This is a genomic window from Mucilaginibacter sp. P4_E8, assembly GCF_056401495.1.
Genome location: NZ_JBFUJG010000035.1, coordinates 1 through 26,103 on the forward strand (window position 1 = coordinate 1; position 26,103 = coordinate 26,103).

Below are 26,103 nucleotides of genomic sequence, written 5' to 3' on the forward strand. Positions count from 1 at the left end.
CCTTTTACCAGTTCGGTAAGCGGCAGGTTCAATTCCGAAAGATTGGAAACTTCTACCGGCCAGTGGTTCATCTGTACATTAATATCCAAATGATAATCGCCCGTCCATGGGGTAACAAGTTGATTGGCCCACAAGCCTTGTAAATTGGGTGGCAGTAAGCCAACCCGGGTACTGCAAATGCTCAGGTATCTGCCAAACTGGTAAAACAGTACGGGTAAGCCGTTGTCGGCTTTTTGGTTATCATGAAAGTTTTTTAACCTTATGTCAGTTGCAACAGTATTACCGTTATCGGTTCCTAAATTTACGCTTACCCGGTTAAATAGTTTTTGATAATTGGTAATATGGTGCTGCTTTTCAACAGCATAGGAAACCTTCATCGCAGCATCAAGGATCTGTCCGCTTTTCTCTTTGTATAAAGGGTTTTTAAGATCAGTAGCCGCCGAAAGATAAATGATAACTTCTGACGCGTTTTTTACGATCAGGGAGTGAGCTTCTGTTGTAAGTCTGCCGCCCTTTAGCAGCGTTTTAACACGGGCAATGTATTTCATGCCCTTGCCATCAATACCATTATCCAGTTGCCCGTACATTTGCAGTTCGTTTCCCTGCACAGTGGTGGCAGATCGTTCTGGCCGGTTCATAGCAATCTTACAGTTCAACTGCCCCGGCTTATCGGCAGTAAGTCTAATCACATCAACATCATTACCAAAACTGGTAAAGTATTCCCGTTTATAGTTTATGCCATTTACACGATAGCGGCTTATGGCCACGGCGTTATTAAGCGATAGTTCGCGATAGTAATCTTCATATTTTACATCTTTGTCTGTAACACCGTTATAATCAAATTTAAGGTCAAGATTGCCTAATGTTTGATAGCATCCATAATTTACACCTCCCGAACCCTGGCCCGTGCATATAAAGTCCTTATCAATGATGGCCTGGGCGTCGGCATTTTTACCTTCCAAAAGTAGTTTCCTTATTTCGGGGAGCTTTTTATAAGCTTCATAATTGTTGGCATCCTGTGGCGCGCCAGACCATAAGGTGATATCATTCAACACAATGTTTTCGTGCGAAATGCCACCGTCAGGCATCATCCCCAACCTTCCGTTACCCAATGGCAAGGTTTCTTCCCATTGCACGGCTGGCTTTGTATACCAGGTTTTTAAGGAAGTGGTTTGAGCCCTGAGGACTGAATGCGGTAGAATAAAAAAAAGTAAGGTGTAGAAGTATTTGATCATAACTGGTTAAAGGTTTATAATAGTATGGTTAATCAGGCTAATTAAGTATAAGCATWGATATTAATACAGGTGCATACATTAATAAAATCAATCGGTTTATAATTGCTCTAAACTACTTTTATACTATTTAATTCCATTTCACAAATGCAACTTTATTTTGCACAAAAACGACTTTTTAGAGATTAGTCATATTGCTTTTTTAACCATAATGATGGACTAAAGCATTTTAAATGGATAATTCTATGATTAAACTGTGTGTAATTAATTTGAACAAAAGTTCATATTTTTAAATATATAAGGTGAACCAGATATAATTAAAAAATATACCTAACAGGTGTAAATTAAAAAGCCCTCAGAAATTAATCTGAAGGCTTTAGTCGTATTAACCGGGATGAAACTAGCAACTCAAGATGCTGATCTTATTCTTTTTTTAACTTTGTAAGTATGGCTATGCCAGTGTCGTTTTTTGGATTAAGTTTTATCGATTTTTCATAATTTTCTATAGCCAGTTTTTTATTTCCCGACGCCGCGTAAGCCTCACCGAGGCTGTCATAGGTATTCCATGCACCCGGATACCTTTTAACATTAAACTTAAATACTTCAATGGCCTCAGTTATTTTTTTAGCGGTTAAAAAATTATAACCGGCAGCGTTAAACACGTTTTCGACATCCGCGGGTTTGGTAGATGAGAATGATAAGGTATCAACGGAAATTATGGAACTGATTTTCCATTGATCATTAGCTTTTACCAGCGTCCTTACCTCCCGCGAACTGTATGGGGGTAAAGTGTCAGTTGATGGTGCACTCAAATTTTGATCATATCCTACCCAGGCCAGTTTATCGGAGTATTTTATGATGAAATTAGTTTGTTGTATGTCAGTATAACGTGATGGTTTGCCCCGTTGTTTCATCCATTGCAGCACGATTGGGGCAATTTTATTCCAGCCAATGTTGCTTTGATAAAAACCGTTTGCCGCATAAATGCGGCTTGTTGTTTCATCTTGTACATACAGGGACTTCCAGGTAGCAGAATCACCCTTTAAATATGATTCGGTTTCTAAGCGTAATACTTTTTTGAGTGCTTCTTCGGTTGTTTGAGCCATAATAACCTGTATAACGCTGCACAAAAAGGTAACAATCAACAACAGGGCTTTTTTCATGATCTTAATTTTAATATTTTTAATATAAATGATTAAGATTTAGATTATTACAGGTAAAGCTAAACGCATTCATTTTTCTGAAATAGTAAAAAACAGACAATTTTTACCGAATTAAAGTATGGTATTATGATACAAACCATAATTGCTAAACCTACCGGTCTTTTAAATGATTATGTATGTTATTTTGCGGTCCAGGAATTCGACTCGTTTGAAGAAGAACTGTTAAAACCAATGCATGCCAAACATGAAATAATTATGATGTTCATGATCAATTGCAAGATGCACGATTTTATTAATAATACGCATAACTCACCTATGTATGTCATTAATAAAACAACAGGGCCCGATTGCATTTTTTCTGGCTTGCTTACATCCAGCAAAGGTTCTATTGTTTTTAAGGGACATGTAAAACTACTCACCATTCACTTTAAACCAACAGGCTTTTATTGGTTGTTTGATATTTCTCCTGCAGAAATCACCAACCGTCTGGGAGCCTCTTCTGATTTATTTTCTGAACATGTTATAAGTCTGCACGAACAATTGCAGGAAGCCAAAACGTCGATGGAGATGTTTAGTTTAACTGAAAAATTTCTTATAGAAAGGTTACAGCGTCAAAAAACGAGAAAAGGTTGTTGCAGTATATTAAAAATTTCAGAATTTTTGATTCGGCAACCGATTGCCTTCTCCATTGAAAAGTTTGCTTATCAAACCTGCATGAGCCTGAAAACCCTTGAGCGGAAATTTATAGAACAGGTAGGGATTTGCCCGAAGCTATTTGAAAGGATAAGACGTTTTAACATGGCATTGGACATAAAAATAGGTCAACCCAAATTAAGCTGGACAAATATTTGTTACCAAACCGGTTATTATGACCAAAACCACTTTATTAAAGATTTTACCGAATTTGCCGGTGAAACGCCCTGTTCTTTCTTTAAAAATTCACCCCCGCTTGCTGAAAATATTTCCTCGGTATTTGATCATGCAGACTAAATGGATAGCATGGGTCTGTTAAGTTAAAAGTTTAACTGATATAAGTTGATTTTAAAAACAAGTGTAAGTTATTAGTGTTCCCCTATTACTCATTTTTTCAATCTAAAGGAAATTATCATGAATCTCCAGGAACTTAAAAATATAGCCCACAGCCTAATGGCAGGTGACAAGGGCTTGCTGGCCATGGATGAAAGTATCGCTACCTGCAACAAGCGCTTTAAAGCGCTAAATATTCCGGAAACAGAAGAGTATCGCAGAAAATACCGGGAATTGATAGTAACCGCACCCCATTTGGAAGAATATATCAGTGGTGCCATTTTATTTGATGAAACGATCAACCAAACTAAGGAGGATGGGACATTGTTTATTGATATCCTGAAGGAAAAAGGAATTATCCCGGGCATAAAGGTTGATGAAGGTGCCATACCTATGGATGGTTTTCCGGGGGAGAAAATAACAGAGGGATTGGATGGCTTGGGTGAACGCTTGGCGGCTTATTATCAAAAGGGGGCGCGTTTTGCCAAGTGGCGAGCCGTGATCACTATTGGTGATCATATCCCCACCAATGCCTGTATCAAGGCTAATGCCTATTTGTTGGCGCGCTATGCAGTTTTGTGCCAGGAAGCCGGGTTGGTACCTATTGTTGAACCTGAAGTATTAATGGACGGAGATCATTCACTAAGAAGATGTGCCGAAGTAACACACGAAGTTTTACACACTGTTTTTAATGAGTTGTATCAGCAACGCGTGCATTTTGAGGGTATGATATTAAAACCTAATATGATCCTGCCTGGTTTAAACTGTCCGGTACAGGATGACGTGGCAGCTGTGGCAGATGCAACCATCACTTGTTTTCTGAAATGTGTACCAGCGGCTGTACCCGGTATCGCTTTTTTATCAGGCGGACAATCGCCAGAACTGGCAACCGAACGGCTAAATGCCATGCACGTCAGGTTTAACGGCAGGATGCCCTGGGCTTTAACGTTTTCTTTTTCCAGGGCCGTACAACAACCTGCATTAGAACAATGGAGGGGCAACGATAGTAATATAGCTGCCGCACAACAGCTGCTCGTTAAGCAGGCCGCACTTAACAACACAGCCCGCGCCGGGAAATACACCGGGATATAAAAGTGTTTTTCTTGTCGCAAAACACCCCTTAAAAAGTCTCATTTGAGCCCTCTATTATCGCTGTTTAGCTGTTACCTTTATTCATACAATAACTTAGCTGATAGCCATGAAAATAGTAAGAGTACAATATACCACTACGCCGGAGTTCGCTCCAATCAATCAGGCAAACATCGCCGGGATCGTGAAGGAATTAAAAGAACTCAATCATCCGGGAATTAAATACGGCTGCTGGTTGTTGCCCGACGGAAAAACATTTATGCACTTTGATCAATTTGAAAATGAGGAGTGCCACCAGGTGTTGACGGAATTGGAATCATTCAAAAAATTTGACACCCAGCTTTGGGCGAGCGGGCTTGAAGTAGAACCCCAATTAGAGCTGCTTTCCCTGGTCGCATCAACCGAAGAGTTTTTCGGGTAGATTTTGTGATAACACATTTCGCCATTCAGTTAGTTCAGGCAAGCCTGGTTTACGCTTGCCAAATAGCTGAACTATCATTTCGCCATCTTTGTCAAAAAGCTCAATGGAATTAATGTCGCCATCTGCCGATGGTTTAATCACATGCCATACGTTTGCTATCGCCTCTTCGCGCAGGTGCAGGTTAAACTCAGGGTCGAGCACATTAAACCATTTTCCCAGTTCAACCAACCTGCTGACTGTTCCGGTATGGATCTGGATACAGCCATGATTGCCTACAAATACCATTACCGGTACCTGCTGCTCAGAACAGCTTTGCATCACTTTTTTAAAGTCATCAACATTTACCTGTTTAGCAAAACCGGTTGGGGCAAACCTTAAGGCCTGCGTGCGGCTTAGGCCAAAGCGTTTTAAAATACCAAAAAACTCATGCGTATCCTGCATGGTTTTCCATGCATGCTGAAACGAGGGGACATCAATTTCACTGTCCGGCTTTTCTGCTTTAACAATTACACTGGCTGGTAATACAGGCACAGCCTGCTGATCTGCTTTGCGAAACCTGTTAACCAGGCTATTATAATTTTCGGTATCACTTTTTTCAGTAAGGTAAATCTTGTGCAGGGCTACACCGTTACCGTCAAAAAACTGCAGGCTCTTATGGCCGTTATCTTCCACAGCAAAGCCAAGTTTCCATTGGTTCATGAATAAGCGCAGGTCAATATCCTCACCCAATACCAAACCGGCATGTGGAGTAAAGGAAACTTTTTGATAAACGCCCTTACGCTCATGCACACAGTATTCGTTACGCGTGAGGGCCATAACGTAACCCAATGATGGGATTTCTTTAAGGATGGATTCAAATGAATTTTCCAGTAAAATGGTGTTCTCGCCAAGCCCGGTCATTAGCAACGCTGCTTCGCTAACCATCAACGCGGCGGCAATATCGCGGATACGCATCTTTGGGTTCCGGACTTTAAAAGCAAGGTATTGTTCTTTTAGGCTGATCGTTTCCATATTTATGATGTAAGGGTTTTTAAATTGAGTTCAAGGGTCTGGTGAGTTATGTCTTTAGGCATAATGAGCTGCTTAAGTGTATGAGGATTGGTAAAAACATCCGCTTCTGTTTCAAACACATCATATATGCTTTTGGTATTCAATACTTCTGCAGGAGTACCGTGATACCATTTCCTGCCGTTTTTAAGCATCAGTATGTTATCGGCATATTGCGCGGCCAGGTTAATATCATGCAGGATAGCAACAACTATAAATCCTTTCTTTGCCAGCATAGCTGCCAGTGACAGGGTTTGCTGTTGGTATTGAATATCCATACCCGATACTGGCTCGTCAAGTAAAAGCAAGGCTCCGGGGCTGTCCCAGATCTGTGCAAGTACCCTTGCCAGGTGAACGCGCTGCTGTTCGCCACCAGAGAGGGTTAAAAATGATTGTTCAGCCAGGCGGGCTGTTCCGGTAACGGCCATTACCTGGTTAATAATATCCCAATCATGCAGCGATGGCTGATTACGATAATGCGGGTAGCGTCCCATCTGCACTATTTCCTGTGCCAAAAAATCAAGGTTGATGATGTTTTGCTGGTTCATAATAGCTCGTTTAAGCGCCAGCTCTTTTGCAGGATAACTTTTTAATAGCTTGCCCGATAAATAAATTGAGCCTTCCGATGGTTTTTTTTCTCCGCTAAGCAAACGCATTAGGGACGATTTTCCAGCCCCGTTTGCACCCAGCACAACCATGATCTCGCCCGGATGCACTGCAAATGATACAGCTTTCACCAGGGCGCGGCTTCCGGCTTTGTAAGTTACATTTTCAACGGTCAGCATATTATCGGGTAATTTTCTTTTTATCTTTTATCAAAATATACAGGAATACGGGAGTGCCCAATAATGCTGTAATAACCCCTATAGGTAATTCAACAGGTGCAACCAGCTTCCTGGAAATCATGTCGGCCAATGTCAGGATCAATGCGCCCAGCAGTGCCGAAGCCGGTAATACACGGCGGTTATCGACCCCAAAAAACAACCTTACCATATGCGGAACAAGCAGGCCAACAAAGCTGATGATGCCCGATACTGCAACAGAAGCACCCACGGCCATTGTAGCAAGTATCACCACCCAGCGTTTTACCCTGCCTACCGGCAGGCCAAGCTGCTGCGCCTGATTTTCGCCTAAAGCAAACGCGTTCAGGGTTTTTCCCATCATTGGTAAAAATGCAAGCGGAATGAGGATGAACGGTAAAAGGCATAATACAATTTGCCAGGTAGCGCCACCCAGGCTGCCCAATAGCCAAAAAGTTATATTACGCAATTGCTGATCATTCGCCATATAGGTAACCAGGCCGGTTAATGCACCGGCCAGCGCGTTAATAGCAATACCTGCCAGCAGCATGGTTGCTACATTAGGTTTACCGTCACTCCGGGCAATCTGGTAAACCACAAAGGCGGCAATACCGGCCCCTATGAACGAGCCAAAGGCAAGCAGATAATAACCTAAAAGATTGCTTAAGCCTGCCATCAGGGAAACTTCGGAAGCAATGATCAATACAGCAAAAAGGGAAGCGCCAGATGAAATACCGATAAGTCCGGGTTCGGCAAGCGGATTACGGAAAATGCCTTGTATAGCGGCGCCCGAAATTCCCAATGCAGCGCCAATAAGCAGACCCATAATTACACGCGGCATTCTTACAATCATGAGTACGGTATCATACTGCTCATCTACCGGCCTGTTGTGGAATAGACCTGCTTTTTTTGCCAGTATCAGCAGTACATCCTGAACCGGAATTTTCATGGCGCCCATGCTTAATGAAAAAGCTGCTGCCAAAAAAACGCCTAAGCCCAATATAATGTAAATAAGTCCTTTCTTCATTGCAGATTTTTATTCAGCATGGTAATTGCCTGGTCGAGCCTTACGCTGAAGTTGATGAGCAGTTCGCCATCCATTTGAACAACACGTTTGTTTTTACCGGCGGTGGTTTGCGCTACGCCCGGCATTTTCAGAACACCATCCGCGCCGCCCAGGCTACTAAGGCCAAAATCAAACATCAGTATCACATCGGGGTTGGCTTCAATCAGCGCTTCGGTTGTGTAGGGCTTAAAATCGTTAAAGCCCTGTGCAGCGTTCCTGCCTCCGGCAAGCGTTATAATCGCATCGATATTGGTATGCTGCCCGGCAACCAGCATGACCCCGGTGCCGCGGGCATAAATGAACAGCACTTTTGGCATTTTGCTTGTCTTTTTTACCGCTGCAAGCGCTTTATCTATTTTTGCCTGCGTTTGCTTAGCCAATGCCTCCCCTTTTTCTGTTGATTGTAAGGCTGCTGCTACAGCTTTAATAAAAGCAATTGAGCCGTTAACCGAATATTCCTGTTTGATATTTACCAGTGTAATGCCTGCCGATTTTAACTGGTAAGCTATTTCTTTAGAAACACTACCCTCTGGCGCCAGCACAAGATCGGGCCTGAAAGAGATCAGCCCTTCGGCAGATACCGAACGATTTTTACTCACTTTGGGCAAACTGCCAACATACGCCGGGTAAATGCTGGTTACATCAACGGCCACGATATTTTTACCGAAACCCAGGGCATCTGCTGTTTCTGTTAGCGCCCCGCTAAGGGTGATAATGCGTTTTGGTGTTACTGCAAAAGTCTGGATGCTTAAACCGATAAGCAACAGCAGGAATATTCCTTTTATAAGCCCGGTTTTTTTAGTGAGAGAGTTGTATTTGATGTTTGTTTTCATGATGTACGATGTAGGGATCGTTGTTTAAATAAAACAGGTGTGATAGCGGTAATTTGTAATTGATCCTTATTTTTCCGGATCGATATCAGCGTACCGGAAAGTATAGTAACCTCCCGCGCCATCGGCACCATCTTTGTAATAACTATCAATAACCAGTTTAAAATATTTACCCGATGCCGTGTGAATCAGGATCACCTTGCCGGCAATAGGGCTAATGGTATGATTTTCCATATTATAAGTATACCAACCGTTACCACTTCCCCAGGGAATAGCCTGCTTGCCTTTTTTATAGCCTCCGGCTGGCGCGGCTGTTATTTTATCAATAGAAGTGTTGCCAATTATCTGTCCCCCGGCAGATGCCTGTACCATGATGCCGGTATGCTGAAAAGAAATATCCCATCCGGTTTTAGCGGTATCCGCTTCATTTACTACAATGCCTTTTTCCAGGTTAAAGTAGGTTGTATTATCAGCGGCATTAAGGTTTTGGATTTTTTTTAGGTCTTGTTGCTGTGCAAATGCGCCAAAAAGCGGGCTGCATAAAACGATAAAAAGCAGTTTATAACTTAATTTTTGAATGATTGCCATGAGTGTAAAATGAGTTAAGTACGATAATGAATGCGCAAATCAAGCATTTAATTAGAATCATTCAAAATAAGGAAATGCCGTTTACGCAATCGGGATTTAAGTAAAAGTTAATACGCAGGGGCTGGTAAATGTTATGTTATATAGCTGTATGTTATTGATAAATAGTTAATTGTGTTTTGTTTGTTATTAACCGCGATGTTATTAAGGGATTTATCCTGAGGTGTTATCTGCAAAAAGGGTAAAAGTTTATACTAAAACAGTAAAAGAAAATCCCGATTGCGTAAAGGATTTTCGAAATCAATGAACGACTTTTGTTGTGTTTATTTAGACTGAATAAAAATAAGCAAATAAATTATCGTTTAATGTTTAAAATCTACCTGATGCTTTTAATGTCCTGTTTTGGTTTAATAGCTGCCGCCGATCCGCTTTATAGCATCAGGGGCCAAGTGCATAACGAGCAGGGCGAACCACTGATAGCAGTTAGCATTCTTATCAAAGAAAATTTATTGGGTACGCAAACAGATACTATAGGCAGGTTTGTGATTGATAAATTAAAACCCGGCGAATACACGCTTATCATTTCGGCTGTAGGTTACGAAAAGAAATTTCAACGGATCAGCATCAATAAGACATCTGTAAACAACATTAATCTTAGCCTGAAAAGATTAGCACAAAATCTTAAAGAAGTAAACGTTCTGGGTAAACAGGAAAGCCACGATAACCTGATAGATTTTATCCGTACACCAATGCCGGCAACGGTTATTACCCGTAAGCAGATAGAGATGATGGGCAGCCGCCGGCTTGATGAAGTGCTTAAGGAACAAACCGGACTGGCCATTGTAAATGACATTGGATCTGGCGCAAGGGCCGTTGGCCTTCAGTTACAGGGTTTTGATAGCGGTTATACCATGATCATGATTGATGGACAGCCGATGACCGGCCGTAACTCCGGCAATTTCGACCTGTCGAGGATAACCGTGGCCAATATTGAGCGGATAGAGATCATTAAAGGCGCATCATCCTGCCTGTTCGGCAGCGAAGCGTTGGCGGGTGTGGTTAATATAGTAACAAGGCAAAATATAGCTCAAAGCCAGGGTTTGGCCAGTGTGCGGTACGGTAGTTTTAATACTTTGGATGCAACGCTGGAAGGTGAAACACCTTTTGCTGGCGGTAAAGGATCTGGCTACCTGTCTGGTAATTATTACCGTACCGATGGCTTTAATGCCAATCCATATTTAAGCGAAGGTAAAACAGCGCCGCCTTATAACAGCCATACACTGCAGGGAAGGGCGCGGTATACCCTTAGTAAAATGAATGCATTGAACATTACCGGCAGGTACGCCGTACGAAACTCGGTTAACCAAACAGCTTACAACACTACTCCATCCCGCGATGTATTAAATGAAAAGGACCTCAACGCGTCAGCCATTTTAAACACCAACTTTAACAGCGGCTGGCGGGTAAAAACCCAGTATTATCTTACCCGGTACGCTACCGACCAAAACATAACCAACCTGACCGGCGGCTATGTTATCCCCTCAAATAATTTTGTGCAGTACCTGCACCGCGGCGAATTACAGGCTGCACAAACCTACTTTGGTACTATGGTGCTTACAGGTGGTACCGGCATTCAGTATGAAACCATGAACAATAACCTGTACAGCGGAGCCAAAAGCCAGTCAACCGCTTTTATTTACGGGCAGGCCGACTGGAAGATCTCGGACGAATTAGGCATCACCGGTGGGATACGGGGAGAACATCATAGCCGGTATGGCAGCAGTCTCAACCCAAGCTTTGGTTTAAAATATCAGCCGGTAAAAGCCCTTACTTTAAAAGCGGCTGTTGCAACAGGTTTTAAAACGCCCGATTTCAGGCAGCTGTACCTCAACTTTACCAATCTGGCTGGCGGAGGGTATACCGTGCTTGGAACGGATGTATTTGCAGCCGAGCTTCAGAAATTACAGGACGCGGGGCAAATCTCGGCCGTATTTGCCAATGCTGCCCGGGTAACTACGTTAAAACCCGAACGATCTGTAGCTTATAGCGCAGGTTTTACGGTGCAATTAAATGCTAATCTGAAAGCCGACGTTAACGGCTTTTATAACGATGTGCGCAACTTTATCAATACCGATCAGGTAGCGTCAAAAACGGGTGGCCAACAGGTATTTTCCTATTTCAATATCGACAGGGCCCTCCTTACCGGTGCCGATATCGGCCTTAACTGGAAAGCAGCGCGTGGGCTAAATATATCTGCAGGCTACCAGTTGCTTTATGCAAAGGATAGGGGAGTAATTGATTCTATTAAAGCCGGAACCGGGAATTATGCACAGGTTTACGATCCTAATACCAGCCAAACCCGCCGTTCTAAAGTGTCTGATTATTTCGGGCTTAATAACCGCTCGCGTCACATGGCCAATATTAAATTCACTTATGAATATGAGCCTAAAGGCATAACTGCAACATTCAGGGTAAACTACCGCGGCAAATACGGTTTCCAGGAAGCCAACCGGCCAAATGGTTTTCTTGATCCTTACGACACTTATGTATCAGGCTTTTTCCTGTTGAATGCCTCGCTTCAAAAAACTTTAATGGATAAGCATTTTTCGATACAGGTAACCGCCGATAATTTCATGAACTACCGCGACCAGCTGATGCCCGCCCAAAGCGGACGAACGATCATGCTTGGGCTTAACTACCGCTTTTTTAAAAATAAAATCTGACGCTATGAATTCGAAACAAACCTGTCACTCCTGCTATAGAATGCTGTTCATTGCCTTAACGGCAATAACAGCACTTAGCTCCTGCACCAAAGAGCAGGTAAAACCACAATTAGAAGATGGCAGCAGTACGGTGGTTAATGATTTGCCGGGTGATGTAGGCAGCACTATCAACACTGGCTTTAAAACCTTTTATTTCAGCTTTAATACAAATGCCAGGGTAGACACCAGCCAGAAAAAAACAGTTGCCTGGGATATATCTTTTGCAAGGGAATACAATTCCTACGTGGGTGTAAACAGCGGTAGCAATTTAGCCAGTTATGGTTACGGCGGACCGGGTAAAGGCGCTATGGTAATTATTAACCAGCCCTATGACCAGGTAAAGGAAGCTCCTGCTGATGCCGAATTTACCAATAAATGGGTAACCGCCGTTGGCTGGGATTCTGGCAGCGGCTCCGGCTGGTATTTTTACGACCTGAAAACACACATCGCGGTGCCTGTTAAGAACCGCACTTTCGTTTTACGTACCGCCGATGGCAAATATGCCAAACTGGAATTGCTGAGTATGTACAAAGGCGCTCCCGCAGTAGTGACCGACCTAAACTGGCCATCGCCATATTTTACCTTCCGATATTATGTACAACAGGATGGCAGCAGGAACCTATCAACCAAAAATTAATCAACAATTCAAATCAATACCATTAATTACAATGAAAATCATACCCATATTACAAAAACGTTTCCTCAGTTGTATTTCGATGCTTGCTATGGCTGTCCTATTGCTAAGCTCCTGTTCTAAAACAGATAATGTCACTCCAGACCCAACACCTGAAACACCAACAAGGGATGCAGATAAAGTCCCTTATTACAAACTGCAGCGGGTAGAAAATTTTGCAGCTCAAACAGATGATCAGAACCCTACAACGCCCAAAACTGAACTTCTTTTCAGTCTTGACTACAAAAAAGAGCAACCGGCATCTTATGCAAAAACAAGCTTTTGGGATCTGTCATTCAGCGGTCTTTATAACAGTTTTCTGGGTGGTAACAATAATGCCGATCAAACAAATACAGGCTACCAGGGCCCCGGTAAAGGCGGAATAACCATTGTTCAGCAGGCTTTTGATGATGTAACCAGTATTCCGTCAGCTGCCGATTTTAAAACAGGTAAAGGCCTGATCGGGACAGATGATAAAGGAAGCTTTGGGGCAGGAACAGGCTGGTACCTGTATGATTTTGGAGGCACTACTGTTGGTGACGGCAGTGCCACAAAAGTACATGTAGCCTATGCGTTGGGCAGTGCATTAAAACTTGCTGATGGAAGTACTTTACCCGCGCGGACAATCATTTTAAAAATGGCATCGGGCGATTATGCAAAGATCAAAATGATCAGCTGTTATAAGGATGTATTCACCACCGACCAGATGTTCACCAACACGCCGCACATGTATTTCACCTTTGAATATGTGATTGTACCTGCGGGAAGCACAAAGTTCGAGATCAAATAAATCCCCAAAACTATAAAATGAAAATCAGCTACTTTTACTTTTTGCTTGCCGGCTTAATCGCCACCTTCACTGCCTGTAAAAAAACGATCAATCCAGATCCGCTCCCTCAAAACAAGATCCTGGAATATAGAATTGTGAACGTGCAGGATACGGTGATCTATGGCACGGTTGATAATATAGAAAATACCATAACCGTATATATACCATATTATTATGGCTTATCGGTTATTGAACCAAAGATTACGCTGGATGCTCATGCATCACTGGCCGCTACACCACAGCCGGTAAGCGTTAATGCAACCGATCAAACCTATACTGTAACAGGCGGCGATGGTACAAAACGCACCTATAAGCTGAGCATTGTGTCACAAAATACACCAGATCTCTCTTTGAATTGGTTTGATACTAATCCACGGGCAATCCCTACGGGAGCAATCACGCTGATCACCGGAAATTTCCTCAGTAAGAGCACAGCCACATTGAAAGTAACGCTGGTAAATTCTGCTAATAATAAAACGGTGTTACCTGACATGACCACCGCCCAGATTTATACCAATGCAGATAATTTTGGGGATACCTATTTAATGGATATTAAAATGCCCCTTGATATTGATAGCGGGTCATATAATGTTCAGGTTGATTTTCTTGGGCATTCTGTAAAAATGAATAAGCCTTTGAAAGTTTATTATAATATACCCCAGGTTGCAACCACATTTAGTACCCAAACCGTAGCAGCGGGCGATTCGATCACTTTTATAAATAATAACGATGTGTTTATCGACCTGAAAACGGTGAAAGTAACCGTAAATGGCCATACTTATGATTGGGCAATACAAACCAGCACACGCACTAAAATTGTTGTAAAGGTTCCTGATGGCTTTCCTGTTGGTAACTGGGGTAGCACACCCTTTAGCTTCCGGTTTGGTAACTGGCAGCCGGTTATCAGCAATGTACCACTCGTTGTTAAAGCCAAGACTGGTTAAAGCATTAAACGCTTCGCGTACTCAAGCGATTTAATAATCAACCTTATGTTTCACATTAAAAACCAAGCCTATGTAAATACCAAAGTCACAAAACAAAAAATTGGCAGGTAAATTCTCGCAAACCACCTGCCAACTAAAGTTCAAAACGCAGGCCTTGTAAATCATTATCCTGGAAGATAATGAAGGCCTTAGCGGCATTCAACATGCGAATTAAATAAATTTTAATTTAAAAACACAAATACCATGATTTCAATAATCAAAAACCTATCAAAAACAGCAATAGCTGTAATCGCAGTTTCAATAGCATTTACATCTTGTACAAAAGATAACAGCGACAGTTCTAAACCATTAACCGCGACAAACCAGAGCGCGACAGTAACTGGTATTACCACAACGCTGTTGACCGGTAACTACGGAAGCCCAACACCTGCTCCCGGGGTTTATGGTACAAAATACCTAAATATAGCCACAGGCGCACAAGACTCTACCGGGACAATTACCTATCATTTAACATTTACCTCAACCAATAACCTGGCCATTGCGCCAAAAGCTGGTGCAGGTTACACGTTTAAATATTTAAATACAACTAAATCACTGGCAACAGTTAACAACGCAGATTATACAGCGGCTACCACTGTAGCTACAGGCAGCACGTTGAATTTAAACACGCTGACTGATTCACTTAATACCGGTTTAGGTGCAAATGGCTGGTTGAATTATAATAGTACCACGCATGCTGTAAACTACACCCATAACGTTGTGCTGTTTATAAGAGTTGGGACTACCACTTATGCTTTCCAATGCTACGCTGCCGCTGGTCAGGGTACAGCTACGCTGAACAGGGGCCGTTACTGGTTCCGCAGAGGGACATTGATCAATTAAGCCCGGGATTTTTAATAGTAACTAACATCGTTGGCAAGAGTGATTAATGAGACTTTAAAGCCGACAACAAAGATGGGACAGTCCCGGTCTTAATGTGATTTGGATCGGGCTGCCCCTATCTTACCGATACGGATCAAATAGATCCTTATCTATTTTCAATATTAAAAAGATGATTAAAATAAAACATGGCCTTTACTTATATTTTGTAGCTTCTTATTTTCTGCTGTGCCTGGTTTCCTGCAAAAAGGAATACACCAAAACAGCATATAAGGATATCGAAGCGTTTACAATAACAGATTCGGCAGGGAATAAATTAAAAGGATCTGTAGTTGGTGACAGCATCAGGGTATACTGGCCGCCATTTCAAAAGGTTCCTGCTAATATTGCACCACAAATCAGTCTTTCTTTCGGAGCCGGTATCAGCCCTGCTTCCGGCGCGAGTGTTCCCTTTAAAAACGGAACAGTTTATACTGTTACCGCACAGGATGGTAGTAAAAAGACTTATTTTCTTATTCCGATGATCAACCAGCCGGCACCGGTTTTTGAGGTCAGGAACAGCGAGTCGCTCACTATCCCCTATCTTTCCCTCCAGGGACAATATTTTATCGCCGATACGCTGCAAACTAAATTATACCTGATCAATGCCAGCAACAAAGAAATACCCATTAGTTTAAAGAACCCGTCAAGTTTCAATTCACTTTCCATATCCGTTACATTACCAATGGACGGAAGTATAGATACCGGCTATTACAAGATTAAACTGAAAAGCGGGGTGAATACGATTGTTAAAGGTCCGTATAACTTTGGCCGTCCGGAATATACTTCAAGTTTATTTACCTGCAGTTTTATCCAGGCAGGCAAAACACTGAAAGCCGGAGATGAGATCAGCTTCAATTATGCTATATCCAAATTAGCCCAGAAATATTATCCCGGAAAAATCGGCAACGTTCAGCTTTTGGTTAGGCCGGTGAATGGCGCGGAAGACGGTTCTGAGGATGTTTTCTATGATATACCATTAACCAGCCTTGATCAAAGTGTAGCTCATTACAAACTACCGGCAGACATTTCGAATGGAAAGATCAGCCTGGCCATTTTATCCTATGAGTTGAATAACGGAGAAGTAGGAACCGCCTATGTATGGGACGCTACGACAGAACCTGCTACTCCAATCTCCAATTAATCAGGTGGGTATGAACAAGTTGTTAAGTATCATAGGAATTATAGGATTACTGACCGGTATATCGGGATGTAAGAAAGGTGGTGAAATACCCACAGAAACTCCTGTTTCACCAACAACCGGCACACGTACGCAGTTTACGCTGGATTCTATTTTTTTATATGCCAAACAGATTTACCTCTGGAATGATGTGATCCCTTCCTATGCCGCCTTCAACCCAAGAAAATATGATTCAAATCCCGTTGCGGTAAATGCATTTGAAACTGAACTTTTTGATATCTCGCAATTAAAAATTAATACCCAAACAGGACTTAGATACGAAGCCTCTTTAAATCCCGGTTCACCCAAATATTCATTCCTCACAGAACACAGCAACAGTGGCGACCTGGCTGCTGTCGGTGCACCTGTACTGACGGCGGTGTTAAAGGATACAATAATAATTAATAATAATAAACCGGTCGCCTATATTGCCTTAGGTTCTTTCCCGGAATTGGGCATCTGCCAGGCGGCACTTGATGGGGCATTTACAAAATTAGCTGCTGCATATCCACAGCAACTGGTGGTCGATCTACGCTCCAATGGTGGTGGCTTTGTGGAAACTGCAGAATATGTAGCTGATTTAATAGCACTGTCATCATTGAACGGTAAGGTGATGTTTTCAGAACAATACAATTCATTACTACAGGCCAGCCAGGCTACTATTTTGAAGAACCAGCTTTACCTTGATGCCAATGGCAATACCGTAACCTATAAAGGCCGTAACGCGACCCTGGCCGATGTAGATTATACAGTTGCAGGAAATACCCACCGATTTAGCAAAAAAGGAAACCTGGAATCGGTAAAAGACATCTATTTCATTACCTCATCCAATACGGCCTCAGCGAGCGAGTTGCTGATCAGCAGCATGAAACCTTACTTCAATATTAAACTGGTGGGTGACACCACTTACGGTAAGCCGGTGGGTTTTTTCCCAGTTAATATAGATGTGTACAGCGTTTATTTATCCGGTTTCCTGATTCGTAATTCACAAGGATGGTCAGACTATTTCCAGGGAATCCCGGCAGATGTACTGGTAACAGCGGATAGTGATCCGGTGCTGGGAAGCCCCGCTGAATCCTGTTTCAACGCCGTTTTGAACCTGATCAATGGTTCACAGGTAAATACTACTGCAAAAATAGTAAAGAGGCAGGCTACACAAACAGAGTCCGCCTTCAAATCAAACTCCCCAAATACAGCTTCAGTATCGAAAATTATGATCGAGAACAGGTTAAAACTTAAAAAACAATAAATTAAATAATCACATTAAAACAAAAATATGTTAAGTACAGCAATCAGAGAGGCCACAAAATCGGCTCACCAGGAATTAGAAAAAAAGGTTGTAAAAAAACTAAAAGCAATCCGAAACAATGCGGATTATGCTGACCTGCTAAGCTATTTTTATGCTTATTTCAACAATCTCGAAAAGGTAATTGATCCTTTTATTACAGCAGAATTATTACCTGATTATAGCGAGCGCAGAAATTCTTCTTATCTCAAAAATGATATCGAGGCTTTAGGAGGAAACACCGGCAATCTGCCAGTAGCAACTGTTCCCGATATCCATAGTACGTTACAGGCTTTGGGTGCTTTATACGTTATGGAAGGCTCCATTATGGGTGGCAGCATCATTGTACAAATGCTGGGTAAAGCTGGTATAACAAAAGGCGTTTCCTTCTTTTCAGGCTATGGTCCTGCAACCGGGCAAAAGTGGGGAACATTTGTGGCCATATTGGATAAACTGGCGGATAACGAAGAAGAGGAAGCGGTGATGATCAAGACAGCCAATGAAACGTTTACCCGTTTCGCCGAAATGTTTGAGCAGGTAGAAGCTGCTTAGTTGATGATCAATTGGAACAACCCTGCTAACCTATAATTCTGAAAGCAACAAGATCATCCTTTATAAACAAGGGCATTAATTATAACCTGTAACCGAATTACAAATGAAGATCAAATCTAAAATAGAAGGAATGGATGAATGGTTGTTTATAGAGGAATTGCCTGACGCATATTCGGCAGTCAGGCAATTATCCGAAAAGCATATATCCATCAAAAAAGAACCGGTTAAAAAACTGCTCTGTTACCAGATCAGTTCAGGAGGAATGTTCTTAATGCATGCTAATATGCAGTTCAATGAGCCTGTCCGTATCTTATCTGATATAGAAGGAGAAACAGTTACCTCACAGTTTATATTTTATGAGGGTGGTGATATGCCCCTGAAAATACCACATCAAAAAAGCATCCATAGCAGCAACCGTCACAATATCCGGTATATCCCTTCGTCAAAAGGAAAGTATGAAGTGGTACCCGACGTGGAGTACAATTACTTTTTGATGGTGCTTTCAAAGGAATATTATTTCCACCTGGTTGACCGGCATTCCCTCATCCATTCAGCCTTTGTAATGGCCATTATGGAAGGGCGTTACACTTCTCTTGCCGCACAAGACCTTGCCGTTACTATGGAAATGAGGCGGGTGATCAATGATATTTGTGAGTGCAAAAAATCCGGGGAGCTTAAGCGGTTATTTACAGAGTCAAAAATACTGGAATTGTTAATGCTGCAGCTTGAACAGATGCAGTTGGGTGGAGAAGAAACCGGAAGAACGTTGATTAGGGCAGAGGATATGGAAAAACTCTACCATGCAAAAGAATTACTCGACAGGGATTACGCCAATCCTCCCACGATCAGGGAACTTTCCAGGCAGATCAGTTTAAATGAGTTTAAGTTGAAACAAGGGTTTAAGGCTTATTATGGAACTACCGTATATGGTTACATCACCAGGCTTAGAATGGAAACCGCTAAAAAAATGATCCTTTATGACCGTAAAAGCATTGGTGAGGTAGCCCAGGCGGTAGGCTTTAAGCACCAGGCGCATTTAACGGAGGCGTTTAAGAAATATTTTGGTATCTTGCCAAGCGAGGTCAAGCTAACTGCATAATTTTAGGTAGCTGCAATTAAAGATTACCTTGTTTTGCAGAACATTCTATTATTTTCTTATTTCGTAATGTAGCTCCACCATTCCGCTTTTGTAGGCTGTCACGTCTTTTAGGTGTAATGCTTGTTCTTGACCTATTTGATCAAAAAACGGTGTTCCGTCGCCCAAAATAACAGGCAGAATTGACTGTCTTATTTCGTCTGCTAAGTTTAAACGGATGAAATCCTTAGTAAGTTTAGCGCCGCCTACAAGCCAAACATTCTTGTACTTTGGTTTTAGTCGTTCATTCACCAATTTGTTCAGATCGCCCGAATAAGTTTCAATGTTCTGTCTGTCAATCGGCAGTTTTCTGTGCGTTAATACAATAGTCGGCACATCTCCGTAAACCCACCCATAAGATTTTGAAAGTTCCAAAGCGTGTTCATATGTGCGGGCCCCCATTACATAGCAGTCTATCTTTTTAAGAAATTCCTGCGCATCTTGCTCAGTAACATTAACTCCTTTCTCGTAGTTGTCTGCTGTCTCAAACCACGAAACGCTATTGTCTTTTTTGGCAATATAGCCGTCAAGACTTGAAACCATATGTATGGTTACTTTAAATGTGTCTGTCGCCATTTATACGTTACTGTGAAGTAATTTAGTTAAAAATAAATATTGAAGGTAAAAAAGAGTTTGATTGAAATTTGTAAAAACAAACATTTCTTTTTGTTAACTTTATGACATACATCACTTAAAGAAAATCATTATGATTTCCCTAAATGTAAATCAAAAGACCTATCAGGTAGATGCCGATCCAAACATGCCGTTGTTATGGGTAATAAGGGATATAATAGGCCTGACCGGAACCAAATATGGCTGCGGTGTAGCACAATGCGGTGCCTGCACCGTTCATTTGAATGGAGAAGCAGTCCGTTCATGCGTCACTAAGGTGAGCCGTGCCGAAGGCCAGAAGATAGTGACCATTGAGGGGTTATCGAAAGATAATGACCATCCGGCCCAGGTGGCATGGAATGAAGAAAATGTCCCGCAATGCGGGTATTGCCATTCAGGACAGATCATGTCGGCTGCTGTTCTGTTAAGGGAAAACCCTAACCCAACTGATAACGACATTGATAGTGCTATGGCTGGTAATATATGTCGTTGCGGTACTTATCTGCGTATCAGGAAGGCTATTCACCTGGCTGCGGAATTGCAGAGAAAGGAGAGTGCAAGTCAATGAAGCAGCAGCTAAAAAACAAATGGATTTACCGGATTCCTTTGAAGGCATTCGCCGTTATCGGCGTGTTATTATCCATGATAGGTATAATGGCCTTCGTAATAAACGATAGTAATGGTGCAAAAGTTGATTCCGGATCACCACTACCGGTTGTTAAGAAAGACAGCGTTGCATCTGTTAAGGCTTTTAAGCAGGTTTATACGGTATTGATGAGTTCACGCTGTATGAATTGTCATCCTTCGGGAGATGTACCGCTTCAGGGCGATGACAACCACCTGCATACCATGTTGCCAAAGCGCGGTATTGATGGTAAAGGCGTGTATGCCATGAAATGTTCCAATTGTCACCAACCAACCAATACGCCCGGGCTGCATACGCCGCCGGGTAATCCTAACTGGCATTTACCACCAGCTGATATGAAAATGGTGTTTCAGGGCAGGACGCCGCGCCAGCTGGCTAAACAACTCATCGATCCAAAGCAAAACGGCCATAAGGACATGAAGAAACTGATAGCGCATGCCGATGATGGTTTAGTACTGGCCGCTTGGAACCCGGGTGAAGGCCGTAAACTCCCGCCAATGAGCCATGCAGCATTTAAAAAAGCCTGGGTCACCTGGCTGACGACCGGTGCCTACGCACCTAGAGGGAAATAAACAATCAATCACCACTCAACTCGTTGATTTATGAGTACAAGTACGATATCCAGAAGAAATTTTTTGCGGACTACCGGTATCACCGGGGCTGCACTTTGTTTGGGCTTCACTTTTTCATCAGATGGAAAAGAAGCTAAAGTTATCGTGGCTGCTGATGGGGATCAGTCGGCTATCGAAATGAACGCCTGGATCAAAATAGATGCCAGCGGTAAAGTTACCTTAGTAGACCACCGGGCAGAGATGGGGCAGGGGTCTTATCAATCGGTATCACAGATCATTGCCGAGGAGCTGGAAGTGGACCTGAAAGATGTGAACGTTATTTTTGCCCAGGGCGACCCAAAAAAATACGGCGGGCAGATAACCGGCGGCAGTTCAACCGTGCGCAGCGCCTACAAAAATCTGTTAAAGTTAAGTGCTATGGCACGCGAGGTGCTTATTGTTGCCGCGGCAGCCAGGTGGAATGTTCCGGCTACAGATTGCTTTGCCCAATCAGGTAATGTTATTCACCGGTCGTCGGGTAAGAAATTCCATTATGGCGAACTGGTTGCCGATGCTTCTAAACTGGAAGCGCCAAAGAACATTGTACTCAAAAAGCGGTCGGATTATAAATTGATTGGCAAACCGTTGCACCGCAAGGATACGCCTTTAAAAACAAATGGTGCTGCCATATTTGGTTTGGACAAAAAACTGCCAGGTATGCTTTATGCAGTTGTTGAGCGTAACCCACGGTTTCGCGGTAAGGTTAAAAGTTTTGATGCTACCGCGACCAAAAAGGTACCTGGTGTTAAGCACGTCTTTGTGGTAAAAATGGAGGTTTTTAATACCATTCGTGAGGGTGTTGCGGTAGTGGCAACCAGTACCTGGGCAGCTATGCAAGGTAGAAAAGCTTTAAAAGTGGTGTGGGATGATACCGGTTTTGAGCATATCAATATAGCCGATGTTTATCTGCGCCAGCAACAGGAGCTTAAAAAAGAGGGGCTTTCCTTTAAAAAGCAGGGCGACCCGGACGGCATCCTTGCAAAAGCTGCAAAAACGCTTGATGTTGTTTACCAAACGCCTTACCAGGCCCACAGTGCTATGGAGCCGGTAAACTGTATCGCTCATTACCAGAAAGATAAGGTGGAGATATGGGGACCTATCCAGGCACCGGATTGGGTACAGGGTGATATCAGTAAAAAGTTTGACGTACCCATAGATAACGTGAGAGTTAACATGACCTTTTTAGGCGGAGGTTTCGGTCGTAAAGCATTTTTGGATTATCCGTATGAAGCCACCATGATCTCCAAACAAATCGGTGGCCCTGTGCAGGTGATATGGAGCCGGGAGGATGACACAACGCAAGGGCCTTACCGCGCAGGTATGTCGTACAGGGCACAGGGTGCAATTGCCGATGGTCAGATCACTGCGGTTAAATTCAGAATGGCGGGACAGAATATAGATCACTGGAGCGGTCCCAAGCGTGGTGAAGCCAATAGCAGCACAACCGAAGGTTTTTTAGCGCCGTATTTTGAAAGCATAAAAAATATAAGTTTTGCCGATGTTCCGTTTGAAATACCTATTCCCAACATGTGGTGGCGATCGGTATACGCATCAACAAATGGCTTTGCTTACGAAAGTTTTATCGACGAGTTGGCGCACGAAGCGGGAAAGGATCCGCTTGACTTCAGAAGAACCTATCTGAAGGAGGATCGTTGCCAAAAACTGATAGATAAAATGGAGGAAGTATCCGGCTGGAAAAACCGGAAAAAGAATGAAGGCTACGGTGTGGCGATAACGGAATGCTTTGCAAGTACTGTTGGTCAGATCGTAAAGGTATCCAGAAAGGCAGACGGGAAAGTGAAGATCGATAAAGTATGGGCGGTGATGGATTGCGGTTGGTATGTGAACCCCGACATTATACAGGCTCAGGTTGAAGGAAGCATCGTTATGGCCCTTGGGGCAGCTACTATTCACGAGATCACTTTTAAAGACGGGCTCGTACAGCAGCGAAACTTTTATGATTACCCGATGCCGAGAATAACGGATATCCCGCCTATAGAGGTGCATGTAATCGATAATGATGCGGACGCGGGAGGTGTTGGCGAACCGGGCTTGCCTGCTTTTTCACCTGCCTTAACTGCTGCCATTTTTGACCTCACAGGTAAGCGGATCAGGAAACTACCGTTTGATATGGCAACCGTATAAAAGCAGGATTTGAAAGAGCTGAAAGACATTGTGGGTGTATGATAACGCACAGGAGGCGGGTAAGCAAACTGCGCTTGCAACGATTGTGCACGCAGATGGTTTGTAGTACAGAAAAGCCGTAATGAGGAATGGGTGCAGGGATTAAAACTTCAAGAAGATTTCGCCGAAAGCCTTCCAAAAAATAGTCGAATCTTCTTTTACCATTGCCGCTACGATGAAGAGATACCGTTTGATCATCTTGCATCTTACAGGCATAAGCTTCCAGTGGCAACCTTTCGCGAAATTGAAAGCGGCGGGCACCAGCTCGGTAACAATCTAAATTTGGTAGCAAAGGACATCAAAGACCTATAAATTCACCGAGCCAGTTATGGGACTTCATGGCAATAACCGTAATAAGATCAGATAATCTCACTCCGGGTTTTAAATAAGCCAGAGTGAGCTTTAATTTATCGATTACTTGTAATCATCATTTATTAACCCGCGTTGTTCCATATCTTTTATTATTGTATCAATGGCCATATCTGCAGCAGCGCCTTTACCAAACGTTTTGCCTAAACTCAGGTACCCCTTAGCGAGGTTATTGGTTACCACATTTGAAAATATCCTCCCAAACCATGATTTTTTACGGATCCGGGGTACAATGATGCTTTCCCATTTAGGTACGGCTGTTTGAAACGCCACAGCGTTTTGAACATTATTCAATATACATTGGATGCGCTTCTCTATTTTATCTTTTAAACCCAACAAATAACTAAGGCTGATTTGGGGATACGGATATTCCGATTCTACCGGCGGCGTTATATATTTAAAAGTTCCTGAAGCTACATCTTCTGCTACCCGCAGATCGGGTATTAGTGGTATATAGGTAGTGCTTTTATCCGGCTTGTTCACAACATACCTAAAATCGGTAATGCCTTCGTATCCATATTCCAAAATTGGATTTTTCGCTTCTTCCGGCACCGTAAAGTAGGCCTGTAAAAAACGCTGACAATTTCTGCGCCCTAAGTAAAAGTCATGTTTCCTGAAAGCCTTGGAAAAAAAGCCTCCAAATCCGCCTAAAGACCCACAGGCAATTGTATAAGGTTGATTTTCGCCATTTACAGAGCGGACCGGCATAATCAAAAAACGGGTATAATCATCATCAAGATACGCGCGTTTAACCTGCTCATCTTTCAGCCTCAGCTGCCCTAACATGGCTGACAAGACCGATGGTACTACATTTTTCCAGGCCTGTTGCGGGACAAAAACAGTTGACGCTGGCGTATCCTCACTGGGAAAAGGGTCAATCATGAGCACCAGGCTATCAAACTCAGCAGGCGAAGTTTTAGGCGTGTAATTTTCCGCTTCCTTCGCCGGCATCGTTTTCCGCCGGCGGTCGTCAAGTAGTTGCTGGGTCACTTCAAACGGCTCATTATTAATCACGCCGCCATCAACGTTAAGTGAAACAAAATTACCTTCGGGTAAAAAATGATATTTAACCCGGTTATCGTCCTGCCCCGCAATCCGCAGGTTCAAATATTTGCTGTCTTCAATATATTCCCTTTGCCGGCTTAAGGTACGGCTTTCCAAACCTATCGGGAATGCCCCGGTTGACATGGCTGCGGCTTTAAGGATCTCTATATTCTGGTCGTTTACCGTACCACCCGTTGATGCTTTAAAATTGATGGGAATACGACCATCCTGTTCATAAGGCTTTTCGCTCAGTTTAAAAAAAGCATAATCGCGATGCATTTTCATGTAATATTCCCTTGTACCACTGGCGGTATCAAAAGAAATCATATAACTGAACCCTCTAAGATTAGTGATGGTTGTGAAAAAATCGAGGTCATCGGCCAGGTAAGGACGGTCATAAATATTTTCTACACGTGTATCAAGTACCGAGCCGGCAATCTTTTTTATAAACGACGAATTAAAGCCTGCCCTTACCTCCTTACACACATTTGTTTCCGAATCGTTTTCTATATCGCTTGTATCAAGCATATAGCTCATCATGTCATTATTATCATCTTCAATCAAATTCACCCAGGAGTTATACAATGGATTTTTTTGAGTTACAGCATCATTTGTTGCATCACTTTGCTTAACCGGTTCAAAATTACTTTGTAGCGCCGCCGCGGTAATGGCAGCAGTCATTCCACCGGCAGATGCTCCGCCTAATGTTTCAATAATAAAGTTGTGCTTTGGTATTCCTTTCAGTTTACCCTCCTCCTGCAATTTCTTAGCTTTCTCCCAATGTTCCAGCGCCTCGAACAAATAATCCATTACTCCTGCAGTGTAAGCACCTGCAGATACAGCTCCGGCCATGCAAATTCCTGCATGAAACGTATCGTTTTTACTTTGACTTTCCATATACTGATGCTAATTATCTTTATTCAGAATGTACAGGCCCAATAAAACCCAATAAGCCACACCTTAATTGGCGCCTAATGAAATACTATTTAAAAATACAATTAAAACACTGATTATTAAATTCTTATAGAATAAAATAATAACACATTTATTTGCCCATATTTTCACGGTTTGATCATCAAAATGACCTTAAATAAGGATAA

At 42.7% G+C, this 26,103-nt stretch carries 24 protein-coding genes; 15 read left to right on the forward strand and 9 right to left on the reverse strand.

Annotation, left to right across the window (positions count from 1 at the left end; all coding sequences use genetic code 11):
• Both AC1DRQ_RS14730 and AC1DRQ_RS14735 read right to left on the reverse strand, forming a co-directional pair.
• The coding region (locus tag AC1DRQ_RS14730; protein WP_477425463.1) for a glycoside hydrolase family 95 protein at positions 1-1,235 on the reverse strand (1,235 nt) is incomplete at its 3' end.
• A 419-nt stretch (positions 1,236-1,654) separates the two neighbouring features.
• On the reverse strand, positions 1,655-2,395 hold the full coding sequence (locus AC1DRQ_RS14735) for a tetratricopeptide repeat protein (RefSeq protein ID WP_477425464.1): 741 nt from the start codon (positions 2,393-2,395) through the stop codon (positions 1,655-1,657).
• A 279-nt stretch (positions 2,396-2,674) separates the two neighbouring features.
• Between AC1DRQ_RS14735 and AC1DRQ_RS14740 the strand changes: the two genes are divergently transcribed.
• From AC1DRQ_RS14740 to AC1DRQ_RS14750, 3 genes are all read left to right on the forward strand, one after another.
• Complete coding sequence (locus tag AC1DRQ_RS14740) at positions 2,675-3,385, forward strand: helix-turn-helix domain-containing protein (RefSeq protein ID WP_477425465.1); 711 nt, start codon at positions 2,675-2,677, stop codon at positions 3,383-3,385.
• 117 nt (positions 3,386-3,502) lie between these two features.
• Entirely contained in the window at positions 3,503-4,513 is a 1,011-nt protein-coding gene (locus AC1DRQ_RS14745; protein WP_429400509.1) for a class I fructose-bisphosphate aldolase, read from the forward strand.
• 106 nt (positions 4,514-4,619) lie between these two features.
• Positions 4,620-4,931 (forward strand): hypothetical protein, encoded by a 312-nt coding sequence (locus AC1DRQ_RS14750; protein ID WP_477425466.1) that lies wholly within the window; start codon positions 4,620-4,622, stop codon positions 4,929-4,931.
• Here the strand turns inward: AC1DRQ_RS14750 and AC1DRQ_RS14755 are convergent.
• From AC1DRQ_RS14755 to AC1DRQ_RS14775, 5 genes are all read right to left on the reverse strand, one after another.
• A complete protein-coding gene (locus AC1DRQ_RS14755) occupies positions 4,908-5,942 on the reverse strand; it encodes a hemin-degrading factor (protein ID WP_477425467.1) in 1,035 nt (344 codons plus the stop codon). The two genes, AC1DRQ_RS14750 and AC1DRQ_RS14755, sit on opposite strands and share 24 nt — an antisense overlap.
• A 2-nt stretch (positions 5,943-5,944) precedes the next feature.
• A complete protein-coding gene (locus tag AC1DRQ_RS14760; protein ID WP_477425468.1) occupies positions 5,945-6,763 on the reverse strand; it encodes a heme ABC transporter ATP-binding protein in 819 nt (272 codons plus the stop codon).
• Between the two features lies 1 nt (position 6,764).
• Positions 6,765-7,805 carry a FecCD family ABC transporter permease gene (locus AC1DRQ_RS14765; protein ID WP_477425469.1) on the reverse strand — a complete coding sequence of 347 codons (1,041 nt, stop codon included), beginning with the start codon at positions 7,803-7,805 and terminating at the stop codon, positions 6,765-6,767.
• Entirely contained in the window at positions 7,802-8,677 is an 876-nt protein-coding gene (locus AC1DRQ_RS14770; protein ID WP_477425470.1) for a heme/hemin ABC transporter substrate-binding protein, read from the reverse strand. The genes AC1DRQ_RS14765 and AC1DRQ_RS14770 overlap by 4 nt, the downstream gene beginning before the upstream one ends.
• Positions 8,678-8,743: 66 nt before the next feature.
• A complete protein-coding gene (locus AC1DRQ_RS14775) occupies positions 8,744-9,262 on the reverse strand; it encodes an HmuY family protein (protein ID WP_477425471.1) in 519 nt (172 codons plus the stop codon).
• Positions 9,263-9,624: 362 nt separating this feature from the next.
• Between AC1DRQ_RS14775 and AC1DRQ_RS14780 the strand changes: the two genes are divergently transcribed.
• From AC1DRQ_RS14780 to AC1DRQ_RS14820, 9 genes are all read left to right on the forward strand, one after another.
• The gene (locus AC1DRQ_RS14780) at positions 9,625-11,982 is read left to right on the forward strand and encodes a TonB-dependent receptor (RefSeq protein WP_477425472.1); all 2,358 of its coding nucleotides are present in this window, start codon (positions 9,625-9,627) and stop codon (positions 11,980-11,982) included.
• A gap of 4 nt (positions 11,983-11,986) precedes the next feature.
• Entirely contained in the window at positions 11,987-12,658 is a 672-nt protein-coding gene (locus AC1DRQ_RS14785; protein WP_477425473.1) for an HmuY family protein, read from the forward strand.
• A 31-nt stretch (positions 12,659-12,689) separates the two neighbouring features.
• Positions 12,690-13,484 (forward strand): HmuY family protein, encoded by a 795-nt coding sequence (locus AC1DRQ_RS14790; RefSeq protein WP_429400518.1) that lies wholly within the window; start codon positions 12,690-12,692, stop codon positions 13,482-13,484.
• A gap of 17 nt (positions 13,485-13,501) precedes the next feature.
• Positions 13,502-14,467: a hypothetical protein gene (locus AC1DRQ_RS14795; RefSeq protein WP_477425474.1), complete on the forward strand. Its 966-nt coding sequence runs from the start codon at positions 13,502-13,504 to the stop codon at positions 14,465-14,467.
• Positions 14,468-14,710: 243 nt separating this feature from the next.
• The gene (locus AC1DRQ_RS14800) at positions 14,711-15,349 is read left to right on the forward strand and encodes a hypothetical protein (RefSeq protein ID WP_477425475.1); all 639 of its coding nucleotides are present in this window, start codon (positions 14,711-14,713) and stop codon (positions 15,347-15,349) included.
• Between the two features lie 169 nt (positions 15,350-15,518).
• Positions 15,519-16,529, forward strand: coding sequence for a hypothetical protein (locus AC1DRQ_RS14805; protein WP_477425476.1), 1,011 nt, complete (start codon positions 15,519-15,521; stop codon positions 16,527-16,529).
• A 10-nt stretch (positions 16,530-16,539) separates the two neighbouring features.
• Complete coding sequence (locus AC1DRQ_RS14810; protein ID WP_477425477.1) at positions 16,540-17,814, forward strand: S41 family peptidase; 1,275 nt, start codon at positions 16,540-16,542, stop codon at positions 17,812-17,814.
• 27 nt (positions 17,815-17,841) lie between these two features.
• Positions 17,842-18,402, forward strand: a complete 561-nt coding sequence (locus AC1DRQ_RS14815; protein WP_477425478.1) for a biliverdin-producing heme oxygenase — start codon at positions 17,842-17,844, stop codon at positions 18,400-18,402.
• A 103-nt stretch (positions 18,403-18,505) separates the two neighbouring features.
• Positions 18,506-19,501, forward strand: coding sequence for a helix-turn-helix transcriptional regulator (locus AC1DRQ_RS14820; RefSeq protein ID WP_477425479.1), 996 nt, complete (start codon positions 18,506-18,508; stop codon positions 19,499-19,501).
• A 48-nt stretch (positions 19,502-19,549) separates the two neighbouring features.
• Here AC1DRQ_RS14820 and AC1DRQ_RS14825 read toward each other — a convergent pair whose 3' ends face one another.
• Entirely contained in the window at positions 19,550-20,113 is a 564-nt protein-coding gene (locus AC1DRQ_RS14825) for a dihydrofolate reductase family protein (protein ID WP_477425480.1), read from the reverse strand.
• A gap of 130 nt (positions 20,114-20,243) precedes the next feature.
• Between AC1DRQ_RS14825 and AC1DRQ_RS14830 the strand changes: the two genes are divergently transcribed.
• Genes AC1DRQ_RS14830 through AC1DRQ_RS14840 form a run of 3 tightly spaced genes read left to right on the forward strand, consistent with a single transcriptional unit; the run spans position 20,244 to position 23,551 of the window.
• The gene (locus AC1DRQ_RS14830; RefSeq protein WP_429400526.1) at positions 20,244-20,717 is read left to right on the forward strand and encodes a (2Fe-2S)-binding protein; all 474 of its coding nucleotides are present in this window, start codon (positions 20,244-20,246) and stop codon (positions 20,715-20,717) included.
• The gene (locus tag AC1DRQ_RS14835; RefSeq protein ID WP_477425481.1) at positions 20,714-21,367 is read left to right on the forward strand and encodes a hypothetical protein; all 654 of its coding nucleotides are present in this window, start codon (positions 20,714-20,716) and stop codon (positions 21,365-21,367) included. Before AC1DRQ_RS14830 ends, AC1DRQ_RS14835 begins: the two co-directional genes overlap by 4 nt.
• A 30-nt stretch (positions 21,368-21,397) precedes the next feature.
• Positions 21,398-23,551: a xanthine dehydrogenase family protein molybdopterin-binding subunit gene (locus AC1DRQ_RS14840; protein WP_477425482.1), complete on the forward strand. Its 2,154-nt coding sequence runs from the start codon at positions 21,398-21,400 to the stop codon at positions 23,549-23,551.
• Positions 23,552-24,004: 453 nt separating this feature from the next.
• On the opposite strand, the gene AC1DRQ_RS14845 is transcribed toward AC1DRQ_RS14840, so the two are convergent.
• Entirely contained in the window at positions 24,005-25,900 is a 1,896-nt protein-coding gene (locus tag AC1DRQ_RS14845) for a patatin-like phospholipase family protein (protein WP_477425483.1), read from the reverse strand.
• Between the last annotated feature and the right edge of the window lie 203 nt (positions 25,901-26,103).

What these genes read in the sequence shown, in the direction of transcription:
- AC1DRQ_RS14770 (WP_477425470.1), bottom strand. Translation starts at nt 8,677, where the DNA reads ATGAAAACAAACATCAAATACAACTCTCTCACTAAAAAAACCGGGCTT.
- AC1DRQ_RS14810 (WP_477425477.1), top strand. Translation starts at nt 16,540, where the DNA reads ATGAACAAGTTGTTAAGTATCATAGGAATTATAGGATTACTGACCGGT.
- AC1DRQ_RS14735 (WP_477425464.1), bottom strand. Translation starts at nt 2,395, where the DNA reads ATGAAAAAAGCCCTGTTGTTGATTGTTACCTTTTTGTGCAGCGTTATA.
- AC1DRQ_RS14765 (WP_477425469.1), bottom strand. Translation starts at nt 7,805, where the DNA reads ATGAAGAAAGGACTTATTTACATTATATTGGGCTTAGGCGTTTTTTTG.
- AC1DRQ_RS14740 (WP_477425465.1), top strand. Translation starts at nt 2,675, where the DNA reads ATGCACGATTTTATTAATAATACGCATAACTCACCTATGTATGTCATT.
- AC1DRQ_RS14780 (WP_477425472.1), top strand. Translation starts at nt 9,625, where the DNA reads ATGTTTAAAATCTACCTGATGCTTTTAATGTCCTGTTTTGGTTTAATA.
- AC1DRQ_RS14795 (WP_477425474.1), top strand. Translation starts at nt 13,502, where the DNA reads ATGAAAATCAGCTACTTTTACTTTTTGCTTGCCGGCTTAATCGCCACC.
- AC1DRQ_RS14775 (WP_477425471.1), bottom strand. Translation starts at nt 9,262, where the DNA reads ATGGCAATCATTCAAAAATTAAGTTATAAACTGCTTTTTATCGTTTTA.
- AC1DRQ_RS14830 (WP_429400526.1), top strand. Translation starts at nt 20,244, where the DNA reads ATGATTTCCCTAAATGTAAATCAAAAGACCTATCAGGTAGATGCCGAT.
- AC1DRQ_RS14785 (WP_477425473.1), top strand. Translation starts at nt 11,987, where the DNA reads ATGAATTCGAAACAAACCTGTCACTCCTGCTATAGAATGCTGTTCATT.
- AC1DRQ_RS14760 (WP_477425468.1), bottom strand. Translation starts at nt 6,763, where the DNA reads ATGCTGACCGTTGAAAATGTAACTTACAAAGCCGGAAGCCGCGCCCTG.
- AC1DRQ_RS14800 (WP_477425475.1), top strand. Translation starts at nt 14,711, where the DNA reads ATGATTTCAATAATCAAAAACCTATCAAAAACAGCAATAGCTGTAATC.
- AC1DRQ_RS14815 (WP_477425478.1), top strand. Translation starts at nt 17,842, where the DNA reads ATGTTAAGTACAGCAATCAGAGAGGCCACAAAATCGGCTCACCAGGAA.
- AC1DRQ_RS14820 (WP_477425479.1), top strand. Translation starts at nt 18,506, where the DNA reads ATGAAGATCAAATCTAAAATAGAAGGAATGGATGAATGGTTGTTTATA.
- AC1DRQ_RS14805 (WP_477425476.1), top strand. Translation starts at nt 15,519, where the DNA reads ATGATTAAAATAAAACATGGCCTTTACTTATATTTTGTAGCTTCTTAT.
- AC1DRQ_RS14755 (WP_477425467.1), bottom strand. Translation starts at nt 5,942, where the DNA reads ATGGAAACGATCAGCCTAAAAGAACAATACCTTGCTTTTAAAGTCCGG.
- AC1DRQ_RS14825 (WP_477425480.1), bottom strand. Translation starts at nt 20,113, where the DNA reads ATGGCGACAGACACATTTAAAGTAACCATACATATGGTTTCAAGTCTT.
- AC1DRQ_RS14840 (WP_477425482.1), top strand. Translation starts at nt 21,398, where the DNA reads ATGAGTACAAGTACGATATCCAGAAGAAATTTTTTGCGGACTACCGGT.
- AC1DRQ_RS14835 (WP_477425481.1), top strand. Translation starts at nt 20,714, where the DNA reads ATGAAGCAGCAGCTAAAAAACAAATGGATTTACCGGATTCCTTTGAAG.
- AC1DRQ_RS14845 (WP_477425483.1), bottom strand. Translation starts at nt 25,900, where the DNA reads ATGGAAAGTCAAAGTAAAAACGATACGTTTCATGCAGGAATTTGCATG.
- AC1DRQ_RS14745 (WP_429400509.1), top strand. Translation starts at nt 3,503, where the DNA reads ATGAATCTCCAGGAACTTAAAAATATAGCCCACAGCCTAATGGCAGGT.
- AC1DRQ_RS14750 (WP_477425466.1), top strand. Translation starts at nt 4,620, where the DNA reads ATGAAAATAGTAAGAGTACAATATACCACTACGCCGGAGTTCGCTCCA.
- AC1DRQ_RS14790 (WP_429400518.1), top strand. Translation starts at nt 12,690, where the DNA reads ATGAAAATCATACCCATATTACAAAAACGTTTCCTCAGTTGTATTTCG.